We start from the raw sequence: 12,448 nt of genomic DNA, 5'->3' as shown, positions 1-12,448 counted from the left end.
GGGCCCGACTCGAATCCCTCTACCCGCTGTCCATCCCCACCACCGGGCAGGCACTCAACATCACGTGCACCAGCAGCGACGACCAGATCGTCTTCGGCCTCACCGGCTGCCGCCGCACCGTCCCGGACCTGCACCCCATGCTCGATCACCTCGACGCCGAACTCGATCTCCTCGAAACCGCTGTCGGACTGTGACCCGACGCCTCACCCGCGCAGGATCGCCCCCACATCGAGACGAAGGCAGGGACTCTCACGATGACCACCCCGACCACACCAGCCACCGCGATCAACGGCGGCGTGCGCGGTCCCACACCAGCCGCCGCGATCAGTACCGAAGAAATCAAGTCCCGGATCGAGGCCATGTTCGCCGACGACCGCCCCGATCAGCAGCGTGAGGCCCGCTGACACCGTCCCCGCAGTCCATCGAACGGAGATCGACGTGACCAATATTGCCCTGTTGCTGCTGGTGCTTGCGGCCGGAATCGGCACCATCGCCGCCCTGCACATCCGTGTGGGGCGAACCGGCAATCGCGGTTGTGCGTCGTGGCACGGGGGCGCCGGTGATACGTCCGGATCTGCAGGTCGGAGCACCCACTAGGTTGTCAGGTCGGAGCACCCACTAGGTTGTTCGGCCGCCTATCGGGCACCCGGTGTGATGGTGTCGGATCGGGGTGCAACGCCGCGATATTCGGTGAGGTCATGGCGAAGTTCAAGGTAGAGCAGGGCACGAACTCCATCCGCCGGGCGCCGCTCGCTGTTGCCGCGCACGCCCACGACGCCGACGACTGCCGAACCCTGCTTTCCGTCCTGGGAATCCTGCCCGGGCCCGACACCCCGGCTGAGCCGTAGCATCTCGTACTCCCGGTGCGGTGCCGCGTCCGGCGGTGAACCGGCACCGTGCCCAGCCCGTCTCACGGGCTGCTGCCCGACCGGCCGCCCTTCTGTGGCTTCCCCACGATCATCCTCGCCCGCGAGCAGGGACCCACGTCGGCCGCGCGAAGTCGGCCGAGCGCGTTCACGGTGACCACCACCATGTTCTCGTCGACCGGATCGCCGTCGCGCGCCCGAATCCGTCACCGCCGTGCGGCCGCGCCCGCGCCTGTACGGCTCGTGGTGCCGGTTAGTTCGGGTCGGTGACGCGGTTGCGGCCGACGAGTTCGGTTTCGATGTCGGCGAGCCGGTCGAGGGCGAGGTCGCGGTCGGGTGCGCCGGTGGGGGTTTCGCAGGTGGCGATCGAGGTTAGCCAGTCGCCGTCGAGGGTGAGCGTGTAGACGGGGCGGTGTGCGGCGTCGGACTCGATGATGGAGGCTCTGGCGGCGTCGATGAGTTCGGTGGCTGCGGTGCGGAGGTCGAGGGCGGCACCGGTCTGGGCGGTCGCGGCGTCTTCGGCGGCGATGGTGAGGGTCCAACTGATCATGGCGGTGCCGTCTCCCGGTGTGTGTTGGGGTTGTTGTGGTGTGAGTATGCCGGGGAGCTCGGACGTGTTGCCGGGACCGGGCTTGGCGGGCCCGGGTCCTGCGGAGGATCCGGGCCCCGCGGATTGTCAGCGGCAGGGCACCCAGCCTTCGCTCGGCGGTTCATGCAGGCTTTGCCCCTGTTGAGATCGCCGAGACATCGATCAGCGAGGCACCGGCCCCAGTTCGTGGGACCCACCCCCATACTCGATGTCTTCGTCGACGCTCCCGTCCGTTGGATTCGCCTTGCACCGTGGCGCATCGTTCCTGCTGGTCACATACTTGTCGCACAGACCCGGGCGCATGGCGTCCGCACAGCGCGCGAGCGGCGTCTGCCGGCAGCGGCCCAGGTGCGGGCCGGTTTGGCGGGCTATGACATCGGGGCCCCCTTTCCGGGCCCTGCCCTCGAACGCAGATCTACGGTAGACTTCTACATAGAAGCGGTAAGGGTACCTGCCCGGGCACCGAGGAGGGGAACATGGCACACAAGACCGCAGCCTCGAGCTACGAGTCCGATCCGCAACAGCGCAGCGGCGGTGTGAGTGACCACGAGTTCATCGCCCGGATGCGCGCCGAGCTGTACAAGAGGCCGAGCATGCGGCTGGTCGCCGACCGGGTCACCCACATCATGCTGGCCGGACGGATCGACCGAGACGACCCGATTCTCGAGCTCATCGAATCGGACGACATCCTCGACGAGAAGACGGTGCTCAGCGACGCCGTCGAACGCATCCTGTCGTTCCCGCACCTCTCCGCCAAGGAGGTCGCCGACACCTACGGCAAGAACTGGGCCAACCCCAGCGATGCGCTGCGCAAACTCAGCGCCAAAGGGGAGGTCATCGGGCTCAAGCGGGCCGGGAAGTTCCGGTATCCGGAGTTTCAGTTCTCCCTGCCCGAGGAGGCGAATCAGTTGGTACGGGAAGGCAACGTGGTTCTCGGTGCCCGGGATGATCCGTGGGGGGTCGCGTCGTGGTGGCTCTCGCCCAACCCGTCGACCGACGACCGCAAGTCCCCGGTCCAACTTCTGGACGAGGGATCCTACGACGCCGTGCGCGCATTGCTGCGAGCCGAGATCGCCGACGACATTGCCTAACCGCCCACCACCGGTATCGGTGACCGCGCATATCGGGTCGCTCACCGCCGGAACCAAGCTCTGGCGCATCCACTCCGGCGACCCGAACCGCGGTGTCCTGACCCTGAATCCGACCCCGGCGGGAGCGGGAGGCGGACGGTTCGACTCCTCCGACGGCTCGTACCACTACAGCTATTTCGGGGAGGACATCTCCACCTGCATCGCGGAGACCTACTGCCGATCGCTACCGTTGGATGATCACGTGCCGCGGATCCTGCGGAAGGCCAAGCTGGCCGGTCGGGTCCTGTCCCAGGTCACCGTCACCGACGATGCCCCGGTCGCACTGGTGCACGGCTCACATCTGGCGGCGATCGGTCAGGACACCTGGCTGACGAAATGCGACCCCGTCGACTACCGGATCACCCGGGACTGGGCGGCATCCATCCTGCACGGAACCGACGGGGTGCTCGGTATCAAATACCGGGCACGCAACGACGAGGACCGGTTCTCCGTCGTCATGACCATCAAGCCCAATGCCGGTGTGGGGCTGCATGATCTGATGACGGTGTCCCGGGGCCCGATCGTGCTCGATGACCGCGCCGGGGTGGAGCTGGTCAGATCCCATCTCGCAAAGTACAACGCAACGGTCATCTAAGCGTGTACGTCGATCTCCCACTGTCTGTCGCCGGTGTGGGGTGGGAGATGAACCTATGAAAAGCCAACCGTCAGTGCAGTATCGTTCCCGGCCTATCAACGAGACCATGACAGACCGCATAACAAAGGACATCCGTGGGACGCTCGAAGAAGGCAACGCAGGCCACGCAGGCCGCGAAAAAGAGGCGGAACAAGGCCAAACGACAAACCCGCGGCACAAACCCGATCGCGAACGCGAGTCTCCCCGACTCCAGAGCAATGGTCCTCAGCAACCCATTCGACGCGACCGCACAGCGGGCGCTCATCGAACTCGCACCGGAGCTGACCGTCGAGGAGTACCACAAACTCCGGGACACCGGCGACAACCCGAAGCCTGATGAGTACGACCTTGTCAATCCCACCCTCACGCGCATACTCACGGGTCGCCGCGAGTGGGAGAGCTACGAAGACGGCACGTGGGACCACGTTCCGAACCGGGAACACGTCGCGACAGCCTGAGGTGAGTTCGCCCAACCACTACACATCGCGGTCTGCTTTACCGCTGCCGATGGACCCCGGGGGGAGGTCCACCATCCCTCCCCGGACGAGGATTTTCGCGCCCCCACCGAGACCTACACCAGCCGAGACGCCCTCCTCGCCGAACTCGACCGACTCGAACACCTGGGCCACCAGCCGATAGATACCCGATCACTTCCCTAACCGGCCGGCAGCACGTCGGGCTGTGCCACCATCGACCTGTGGACGACACCTTCAGGGTTGTCGACGCGGACCGTCCGCCGCGGGTCCCACCCGACGTGTTCGGCACCGCCCTCGGACTGGCGATGCCATATCAGTGTCAGTGGGCGTCGTGGAAGGCTTGGACGATGTCGGCACGGATCCGGCCCCGAGAGGACATTTCGTAGCCCTGCCCTGTCGCCCACTCCCGAATCTTCTTGACCTCGCCCATCCTCGCAGTCGATCCGATCGGATCCGTCACCCGATTCGAGCGGCGCTTCCTGCCGCCGACCCTCCTGGAATGAGCAATCCAGTAGTCGAGAGCGTCGCGGAACTCCTTGGCGTGCTCGCCCTTCAGGTCGATCTCGTATTCGACGCCATCAACCGCGTAGTGGATGCTCTCCCCCTCGTCGCCGAACACGGTCCCGTCGATATCGTCCACCAACTCCACCACAGCCCTACGCGCCACGGATTCCACTCCCACCTTCATCGATACGAACGAAACAACAGTACTCGCGCCGGACAACACAGCATCGCTAGCTACGCTAGCTATGCTTGCATCGCACCAAAAGCAGGCGATCAGCCTCGTCGTTGCACAGCACCCTGTCACCGTTTCCGAGCGGCCGCCGCCGCAATCCATTGAGGATCCTCATCAACGGCGCTCACCGGCTTTTCACCAGACGACCCCAACGCACGCGACACCCACGCCACTTTCGTCACGGTGATGCAATTCGAGCGCCAGTCGCCGTACCGCCCCTCCGATCGCCCCGTCCGACAACCGACCCATGAAGCCGCAGAAGCACTCTCGGGCCTACAGGTGCGGCATCAACGGCATCCGTCGGGCCGGATGCACGTAGAGCATGCGCCCACCTCCGCCTGGTCACACCACCACTCCCCCGCGCAGGGGCTCCGCTGGCGTGGTGCGGCCCAGCCCCACCCAGGTGCAGGTGGGCGAACTCCCGCGGACCGGCCTCCAGGTCTTCGGTGTCGCAACAATGAAAGGTGCTCACTCGGCGCGGCGCCGACGTGGTTTACGGATGTCGGTGCGCGCACCCTGGCCCGGCCTGTTGTTCGCCCACTCGACGATCTCCGAGCGCTTCCACAGCGGAGTGCGGCCGATCTTCTCCACCGGCGCCGGCGCCTGCCCACGGGAGACGTACCCGCGGAACGTCGAGGCAGACAGCTCGGTACCGGTTTCCTCTTTGATCAGGTCGACGACCTGGTCGGTGGTCAGTCGATGTGGGTTAGCCATCTGGTGAGAGTCCTTCCTGTTCATCGCCTTCTCGGCGATGCGGGTGGCAGTTCGGTTGCAGTGCGGCGGTCGACCCGGCAGACCGACTGCGACACGACGGCACGCTGTGCGGGACTGTCCTCGAAGGGACCCTACAACGGCGTGCTGTAATGCCCGCACACGCGTCCGGGGGTCTGATAGCGGTCCATACGTTCCAACACTACAGCGATACATTGCAAGGTTCGGAACCCGTGGAGAGGATCCCTCTAGCTGGGGACACGACACGTCCCCGAACATCACGTCTCCCTCCCTGAACCGAAAGGACCCGCTCGCTTGCGACAGCAATGTCGACATGTCGCTGTCCTGACGGCGGATCTCGCGCAAACTCATTGGCGAGCTTATGCGCGGAAAATTCCACGTCACGGTCCGCAGCCAATCGGTCAGGGGTGTCTCCGAGCGCAGCGGCCGCAGTGAGAACGACCCTGCGTCGCCTGGGAGCAGCGACGGTTCGACCCGCTACGCCACCCGTGTCAATTCACCTCGACACGGTTGACCACGTACCCTGCCCGCTGGAGCAAGTACACAGGAGGAGAGATTGGATGGGGGTCGGATCGGTGCACGAAACGCTCGTCGACTACGACGGAATGGCCTACCGCCGGGCGTCGGGCGTACAGGCCTTCGAGGCAGATGCGCGACACTTCGGCATGTCGGCGGTGGTCACGCGATGAAGCCCGTCGAAATCGCTGACGGCGTGTTCTTTGTGCACTCCGAGATGGTCAACTGGGTGCTGCTCACCGACGGTGACGCGGTGACGGTAATCGACACCGGGTACCCGGGGCAGCGCGGTGACGTCGAGGACTCGATCCGGGCGATCGGACGCGACCCGCAGGGCGTCGAGGCCGTGCTCATCACCCACGCGCATGTCGACCACGTCGGCAGCGCCCAGTATCTCGCCGAGACCTACGGGGCGCCGGTGCTGGTGCACCCTGACGAGGTCGCGCACGCCCGGCGTGAATGCCATGAGGTCGCGACACCGTGGGATGTGCTCAGCAATATCTGGCGGCCCGGGGTCCTGCCGTGGGCGGTCAAGCTGGTCCGGCTGGGTGGCACGGCCAAGTACGGCGTCGACTCCCCCACGCCGATGCCCGTACCCGGTGCCCTGGACTGCCCGGGTGCCCCAGTTCCGGTTCTCGTGCCCGGCCACACCTCCGGTCACACCGTCTACCATCTTCCCGCTCGCGGTGTGGTGATTTCCGGGGACGCTCTGATCACCGGGCACCTGACCTCACCGGTCTCCGGACCTCAATTGCTGCCACGGTGGTTCGACCACGACCGCGGCACAGCCGTGGAGTCGCTGCGCATCATCGGAGAGTTGGACGCCGACATTCTCCTGCCCGGACACGGGCCGATCCATCACGGCTCCGTCGCCGAAGCGGCCGCAACCGCACGCGAACGCGTCGGCGCCACCCCGTGAGGATCGGATCGCACTGACGCGAGAACTCCGTTCCCACAAGGTCTTCGCGCACCACCTGGCCCGACGAACGGCTACACGTCGGGCCTGGCCGCCCTAATTGCACGCAATGCAGACAATGCGTGCGATCAGGAGGTTTGGGTAGGCGAGTCCTGAGCGTGTGGTCCTCGCCAGCCGAGGCGCATCAGAGTTCGCGGGCGGAAATCTCCACCCCTGCACCGCGCAGTCGTTCGACGAGCACGTCACCGAGCGCGGTGGCCGGGGTGAGGACGCCCGCCTCGTCGGGGAGTCGGTCGCGATCGAGCACCAGGCTCAGGGCCGCCTCCCCCAGCAGAACCGCGGTGGCCCGGTATCCGGGATCGCCCTGCGCCGTCACCCGGGACGCGTACCGGGCGCCGGTCGTGGTGGTGGTGTAGATGTCCATCGCGAAGAAGCCGTTGCGCTGCGTCTTCTCGCTGGGACCCTCGCCGGGCGCAGGGAGGATGCGGTCGAGGACGTACCGGCTGGGCGGAACGCTGAGACCGAGGACGAGCCCGCCGAGGATGGCCGCGACACCGGCCGCGTAGACGCGGGACAGTGGCGAGTCACCGACGCTCATCACCTCTCGGTACTTGAACGTCCGGCCGTACACCCACCCTTGGAGCGCGTTGCTGCGCCGCACGATGCGGGTGTTGTAGGAGCCCATGACGAACGGGGCCTTCCACCCGCGTACCTGCGGGTGGAAGGCCGCGCCGTCGACCATTGCGACGTCGGATTGTCGGCCGAGGTCGGGTTCCTTCGTCCGGTCGGGGCTCAATGAGTACGGGGAGGCGGCGAGTCGGCGCAGCGCCCGATCCTTCCTCGATTCGTCGATCTGGGTGCGCAGTGAGTCGATGGTCCCGCCGGAGACGCCGCCGCTCAGCGATGCGACCAGGGTGGTGTCGGTGAGTTCCCCGGCGCCGTCGGCTTGGACTTTCTGGTGCAGTACGTGCACGCCCAGGTCGGAGGGGATGGAGTCGTAGCCGCAGGAGTGCACGATTTTCACACCGTTGGCGCGGGCCTTGTCGTGGTGGGCGTCGATGCTTGTCCGGACGAACAACACTTCCCCGGTCAGGTCGACGTAGTCGGTGCCGGCCGCGACGCAGGCTGCGACCAGTTCGGCCCCGTACTTCGCGTACGGCCCCACCGTGGTCGCGACAACCCGTGTGCGGGAGGCCAGCTCGGCGAGCGCGACGGCGTCACTGGATTCGGCGAGGACGATCGGCCAGTCGGCGGCGCGGGCCCCGAGCGTCGCCCGGGTGGCCTCGAGTTTCGCCTGGGACCGTCCGGCGAGGCCGATCCGGATGCCGTCCGGGGCGGTGCGTGCGAGGTAGTCGGCGAGCAACCTTCCGACGAACCCGGTGGCACCGTAGATGACGAGATCGAGTTCGCGTCCGCTGTCAGTCATGCGCGGAAGCCTACAAGCGCCGCGGATCAGACAGAAGAGGTAGATGTAACCCCGCGTAACCGTATGCCGGGATGGTGGGGCAGATCCCTCGAACCCGAGTCGATGGGGACGTGTCACAACCCCCGTTCAAGACCCGTTTCAAGGCCTTTGTCTGCAGATGACAACGCGCACTCGGTAAGTCGTCCGGTTCCGACATGGGTGTGGCCCGGCATCGGGGGGTGATGCCGGGCCACTGGGGGTGTTCTGCGAGCAAAATCTGGGGGGATGCTCGACAGAACAACCCCGAGTTTACGGATCGTCACCGACAGACGAGTGCGCGGACGCGACACCCTTGCGCACCGGAGCAGGGCGGGATCGCACTGCCAGACCCGAGGCTGGTGGTAGGGCGGCGCCCGGAGTTCTCGGTCGCCGCTGCCGGGCACCCGCGGCCCTCTCACCCCACCAAGCACTGGCCTGGCCCCAACGGGTTGCCGTTGGGGCCAGAGATCGGGCGCCGATTGACGCAGTTTTCGCACACCTGTTCGAGCTGGTGGTAGCCTCGGCACTGCCGCGATCGGAGGGTTCGGGTGTGTCTGCCCAGCAGGTTCCCCGTTCGAACATCGGGGCACAGAGCGTGGTGCGGGTCGGTGGGGCTTTATGCCCGGGAAGCATCGGCCCGCACCTCGTCCGGCCGCCGCGCAGCGATCGCGGGTGAACGCCCGGCGAGAAGTGCGGTCAACTCTTCGGCGTAGGCGACCTGTTTCCGCAGTGTGCGGCAGCTTCCCTCGGCGCGGGCATGGCATTCGGACGGAAATGCGTGCTGCCGCCTTGTCCTCGACAGGCTGGTCCGCGGCCAGCATCTGCAGGGAGTCGAGGAGCTGGCGCATCTCGTCGAGGGCGGGCGCCGGTGTTCCGACCCATTTTTGTCAGAGGGACGACCTACGGTGACAATCGCGACGAGCAACAGGTCGCCGCTCACCGCCCAGACCGGTGACCCGTTCCCGGTCCTGATCTGCGGGGTTCCGCAGATTGGTGCGTGGCGGCCTGTTGCTCTGTGCATGAAGCGGCGGTGGGGCGGAGCCGACGATCGACCTGCTGTCACCGGCACCTACGCGGTTCGCGCCCCGACGGACCTGACGGGTACGAACGGACTCGTCGGACACTTCCGAGGCCGCACCGCTACGGGCGGGTTTATCCCAGCCGTTGCTGGTCCCGTTCCCGGATCATCTGGTCGGCCAGCCGGTATACCGCCACCTCGTCGGGGATTCCGACCTTGATGGCGGCCGCGCGGGCCGCGAGGAACGCCCGGACCTTCTCGTCCCCCTGCCTGCGGTCTCGGTACAGGAACGCGTGGCGTGCGGCGGCGAGATCCTCGAGCACCCACCACTGGAAGCGGTCGAGACCGGCGGCGATCTCGGCGATACGCGCCCGCTCCGACCGGCGGGTGCGCCACCGGTCCGCCAGGTCCGATCCGGCGAGTAGGACGCCGAGCACCATGGCGCAGACCGCGGTGATCACCGCGCCCCCGGTCGCGCGGCGGCATTGGCGTTTGTCGGCTCACGGGTGACCGTGATCAGGGCGCAGGTCGCCGCGATCGCGGCCACGAGGATCAGCACCAACGGCACCGAGAATTCGGCAGCGGTCACCGCCCCGACGGTCGTGGCGATGAAGGCGAGCACGGCGAGCACCCAGAGGGCGCGGGCCGCCGCGGTGCGATGTGTGAGCTGGGCGGCCGAGCCGCCGACGACCAGCAGGGCGCCGATCCAGAGGGTCCAGGTGGTCATGGGTGGTGCGGGGTCCTTCCGGCGTTCGGCGGGCGTGACGTGTCGACTGACAGGGTGTCATGTCACCGTTGGTCGAGCAGTCCGGCCGGTCCCGGATGGGGCCGGGATCGCGCCGCATTCCCGGCGCCGTGACCCGGAAAAGGTCGTCGGAGCTGGTCAGATGGGCGCACAATCGGCCCTATGCGGCTGATTGCGCCGATGCTGGCCACCCCGGGTGAACCACCGGAGAACACCGGCGACTGGGCGGCGGAAATGAAGTACGACGGCTTCCGCCTCTTAGCTGCGGTCGGCGGCGGCGAGCGGCCGGTGTTGTGGACCCGCAATCTCAACGTCGTCACCTCCTCGTACCCGGAGGTGGCCGCGGCGCTGTTCGAGAAGTTCGGCGGGCGTGGCCGCATCGTCTTGGACGGTGAGATCGTGGCCCTTGCCCAGGGCCGGCCGTCGTTCGCCCGCCTGCAGAAGAGGGCGAACACCCTGCGCCCGACCACGGCCCTGCGCCGGCAGGTGCCGGTCACGTATCTGCCGTTCGACGTTCTTTATCGGACTACGAGCTACCCGGCCGCGTGGTCGGCGAGCAGCGCAGTCAGCTCCTCGGCGTAGGCGACCTGTTTGCGGAGTTTGCGGCAGCTCTCCTCGGCGCGCGCGTGGCATTCGGTGACGAATGCCTGCGCAGCCGCCCGATTCTCGCCGGATTGGGTGGTGTCGAGGATGTCGAGGGAGTCGAGGAGCTGGCGCATCTCGTCGAGAGTGAAGCCGAGGGGCTTCATCCGCCGGATCACCAGCAGCCGTTGGACGTCAGCCTCGGTGTAGAGCCGGAACCCGCCAGCGCTGCGTTCGGACGGGGTGACCAGGCCGACCTCGTCGTAGTGGCGGATCGTCTTGATCGACAGTTCGGTGCGTTCGGCGACCTCACCGATCTGCATGTGCCGATCCGTCGAAACCTCGATGCGACCTGTCATCTCGTCACTCCTCCGCCTCTCCCTGCTTTCCGGACCATGATGTCAGTGACCGGCGCCCATCTGTCCGCTCAGGCGCACGTGCCGTTCGGAGGAGGCCGCGTTCAAACCGACAATGGTGACGGTCTTGCCCTTGGCAGCGTATTTGGTGGTGATCGCGTCGAGGGTCGCGACGGTGGAGGCGTCCCAGATGTGCGAGTCGGACAGGTCGATGACGACGTTCTCCGGGTCTCCGACGTAGTCGAACTGGTAGATCAGGTCGTTGCTGGAGGCGAAGAACAGTTCGCCGCGGACGGCGTAGACGCGGGTGTTCTCGTCGGGGTGGGCGATATCGACGACCTCGGTCAGGTGCGCGACCCGGCGGGCGAAGAGCACCATCGCGGTGATCACGCCGACGATCACGCCGTAGGCGAGGTTGTGGGTGGCGACGGTGACCGCAACGGTCGCGAGCATGACGGTGGTTTCGCTGCGAGGCATGCGCCGCAACGTCTTCGGGGCGATGGAGTGCCAGTCCATGGTGCCGACCGAGACCATGATCATCACCGCGACCAGGGCGGCCATCGGGATCAGCGCGACCACGTCGCCGAGGCCGACGACGAGGATCAGCAGGAACACCCCGGCCAGGAAGGTGGAGATGCGGGTGCGGGCACCGGAGACCTTGACGTTGATCATGGTCTGGCCGATCATCGCGCAGCCGCCCATGCCGCCGAACAGGCCGGTGACCAGGTTCGCGATGCCCTGTCCCCAACCCTCGCGGGTCTTGTCCGAGTGGGTGTCGGTGATGTCGTCGACCAGCTTGGCGGTCATCAACGATTCGAGGAGCCCGACCAGGGCCATCGCCAACGCGTACGGGGCGATGATCGACAGGGTGTCCATGGTGAACGGCACGTCCGGGATCAGCCAGGACGGCAGGGACGACGGGAGTTCGCCCTCGTCGCCGACGTTCGGGACGTTCAGCGCGAAGATCACGGTCGCCGCGGTGAGCAGCACGATCGCCACCAGCGGCGCCGGCACCACGGTGGTGACCTTCGGGAGCAGCACCATGATCAGCAGCCCAATTGCGACCATCGGGTAGACCAGGGCGGGCACGTCGATCAGGTGCGGCAACTGGGCGGTGAAGATCAAGATCGCCAGGGCGTTGACGAAGCCGACCATCACACTGCGCGGGACGAACCGCATCAGTTTCGCCACCCCGAGCAGGCTCAGGACGATCTGCAGCACCCCGGCCAACAGGACCGCGGCGATCAGATAGTCCAACCCGTATTCACGTGAGAGCGGCGCGACGACCAGGGCGATCGCCCCGGTGGCCGCGGAGATCATCGCGGGACGACCACCGACGATCGCGATGGTCACCGCCATCGTGAACGAGGCGAACAACCCCACCCGGGGATCGACCCCGGCGATGATCGAGAACGAGATCGCCTCCGGGATCAGTGCCAGTGCGACCACCATGCCCGCCAGGACCTCGGTCTTGAGGCGGCGTGGGGACCGCAGCGCCACCCGCACGGACATGGTCTCCGCGGGCGTATCGAGTTGTTCTGCCATCAAATAGCTCCATCTCGCACCGGCGTGCACACGCCGGTGCCCTAGACGTCGACGACGCTCAAAGAGGCGTCACAGGAATTGGGGCGGTGACTCGGGGCAACACAGGCCCACGCAGGAACGACCCCCGCGCTGGCAGCACCGACCAAGCCGGAACTCTACCCTA

General features: G+C 66.7%; 17 protein-coding genes and 1 pseudogene. 10 read left to right on the top strand and 8 right to left on the bottom strand.

What is annotated here, in order from left to right; translation table 11 throughout:
• From G9373_RS34250 to G9373_RS34235, 4 genes are all read left to right on the top strand, one after another.
• Nucleotides 1-194, top strand: a 194-nt coding sequence (locus G9373_RS34250; protein ID WP_167119329.1) for a WS/DGAT domain-containing protein, incomplete at its 5' end; no start/stop codon positions are given.
• A 60-nt stretch (nt 195-254) separates the two neighbouring features.
• Nucleotides 255-404, top strand: coding sequence for a hypothetical protein (locus G9373_RS34245; protein ID WP_167119326.1), 150 nt, complete (start codon nt 255-257; stop codon nt 402-404).
• 34 nt (nt 405-438) lie between these two features.
• A complete protein-coding gene (locus G9373_RS34240; RefSeq protein ID WP_166680870.1) occupies nt 439-597 on the top strand; it encodes a hypothetical protein in 159 nt (52 codons plus the stop codon).
• Between the two features lie 101 nt (nt 598-698).
• A complete protein-coding gene (locus tag G9373_RS34235) occupies nt 699-848 on the top strand; it encodes a hypothetical protein (RefSeq protein WP_167119217.1) in 150 nt (49 codons plus the stop codon).
• A gap of 271 nt (nt 849-1,119) precedes the next feature.
• On the opposite strand, the gene G9373_RS34230 is transcribed toward G9373_RS34235, so the two are convergent.
• Nucleotides 1,120-1,416: a hypothetical protein gene (locus tag G9373_RS34230; RefSeq protein ID WP_133988187.1), complete on the bottom strand. Its 297-nt coding sequence runs from the start codon at nt 1,414-1,416 to the stop codon at nt 1,120-1,122.
• Between the two features lie 515 nt (nt 1,417-1,931).
• On the opposite strand from G9373_RS34230, the gene G9373_RS34225 reads away from it, so the two are divergent.
• The 3 genes from G9373_RS34225 to G9373_RS34215 all read left to right on the top strand — a co-directional run bounded on the left by G9373_RS34225 (nt 1,932) and on the right by G9373_RS34215 (nt 3,677).
• Entirely contained in the window at nt 1,932-2,546 is a 615-nt protein-coding gene (locus G9373_RS34225) for a hypothetical protein (protein WP_167119323.1), read from the top strand.
• Nucleotides 2,547-2,565: 19 nt separating this feature from the next.
• Entirely contained in the window at nt 2,566-3,180 is a 615-nt protein-coding gene (locus G9373_RS34220; RefSeq protein ID WP_346842885.1) for an RES family NAD+ phosphorylase, read from the top strand.
• Nucleotides 3,181-3,314: 134 nt separating this feature from the next.
• Nucleotides 3,315-3,677 carry a hypothetical protein gene (locus G9373_RS34215; protein WP_167119318.1) on the top strand — a complete coding sequence of 121 codons (363 nt, stop codon included), beginning with the start codon at nt 3,315-3,317 and terminating at the stop codon, nt 3,675-3,677.
• 337 nt (nt 3,678-4,014) lie between these two features.
• Here G9373_RS34215 and G9373_RS34210 read toward each other — a convergent pair whose 3' ends face one another.
• Both G9373_RS34210 and G9373_RS34205 read right to left on the bottom strand, forming a co-directional pair.
• On the bottom strand, nt 4,015-4,362 hold the full coding sequence (locus tag G9373_RS34210; protein WP_167119341.1) for an Lsr2 family protein: 348 nt from the start codon (nt 4,360-4,362) through the stop codon (nt 4,015-4,017).
• Nucleotides 4,363-4,899: 537 nt separating this feature from the next.
• Nucleotides 4,900-5,145, bottom strand: a complete 246-nt coding sequence (locus G9373_RS34205) for a transcriptional regulator (RefSeq protein ID WP_133987316.1) — start codon at nt 5,143-5,145, stop codon at nt 4,900-4,902.
• A 578-nt stretch (nt 5,146-5,723) separates the two neighbouring features.
• On the opposite strand from G9373_RS34205, the gene G9373_RS47860 reads away from it, so the two are divergent.
• On the top strand, nt 5,724-5,852 hold the full coding sequence (locus G9373_RS47860) for a hypothetical protein (protein WP_277346676.1): 129 nt from the start codon (nt 5,724-5,726) through the stop codon (nt 5,850-5,852).
• The gene (locus G9373_RS34200; RefSeq protein ID WP_167119315.1) at nt 5,849-6,598 is read left to right on the top strand and encodes an MBL fold metallo-hydrolase; all 750 of its coding nucleotides are present in this window, start codon (nt 5,849-5,851) and stop codon (nt 6,596-6,598) included. Before G9373_RS47860 ends, G9373_RS34200 begins: the two co-directional genes overlap by 4 nt.
• Before the next feature lie 181 nt (nt 6,599-6,779).
• On the opposite strand, the gene G9373_RS34195 is transcribed toward G9373_RS34200, so the two are convergent.
• The 3 genes from G9373_RS34195 to G9373_RS34185 form a co-directional block, all read right to left on the bottom strand.
• Nucleotides 6,780-8,021 carry a saccharopine dehydrogenase NADP-binding domain-containing protein gene (locus tag G9373_RS34195; RefSeq protein WP_167119312.1) on the bottom strand — a complete coding sequence of 414 codons (1,242 nt, stop codon included), beginning with the start codon at nt 8,019-8,021 and terminating at the stop codon, nt 6,780-6,782.
• A gap of 1,170 nt (nt 8,022-9,191) precedes the next feature.
• Complete coding sequence (locus G9373_RS34190; protein ID WP_167119309.1) at nt 9,192-9,518, bottom strand: hypothetical protein; 327 nt, start codon at nt 9,516-9,518, stop codon at nt 9,192-9,194.
• On the bottom strand, nt 9,515-9,784 hold the full coding sequence (locus tag G9373_RS34185) for a hypothetical protein (protein ID WP_167119306.1): 270 nt from the start codon (nt 9,782-9,784) through the stop codon (nt 9,515-9,517). Before G9373_RS34185 ends, G9373_RS34190 begins: the two co-directional genes overlap by 4 nt.
• A 180-nt stretch (nt 9,785-9,964) precedes the next feature.
• Here G9373_RS34185 and G9373_RS34180 point away from each other — a divergent pair.
• Nucleotides 9,965-10,321 (top strand): annotated as a pseudogene (locus G9373_RS34180) (hypothetical protein); the annotation flags it as partial.
• Nucleotides 10,322-10,335: 14 nt separating this feature from the next.
• On the opposite strand, the gene G9373_RS34175 reads toward G9373_RS34180, so the two are convergent.
• Together G9373_RS34175 and G9373_RS34170 are read right to left on the bottom strand one after the other, a co-directional pair.
• Complete coding sequence (locus G9373_RS34175; protein ID WP_206032985.1) at nt 10,336-10,743, bottom strand: MerR family transcriptional regulator; 408 nt, start codon at nt 10,741-10,743, stop codon at nt 10,336-10,338.
• 42 nt (nt 10,744-10,785) lie between these two features.
• Nucleotides 10,786-12,285 (bottom strand): SulP family inorganic anion transporter, encoded by a 1,500-nt coding sequence (locus tag G9373_RS34170; RefSeq protein ID WP_167119300.1) that lies wholly within the window; start codon nt 12,283-12,285, stop codon nt 10,786-10,788.
• Nucleotides 12,286-12,448: the final 163 nt, after the last annotated feature.

This window comes from Rhodococcus sp. A14 (assembly GCF_011603105.1).
Classification (GTDB): Bacteria; Actinomycetota; Actinomycetes; order Mycobacteriales; family Mycobacteriaceae; genus Rhodococcus_F; species Rhodococcus_F opacus.
This window is presented reverse-complemented; position numbering and strand designations above follow the sequence as displayed.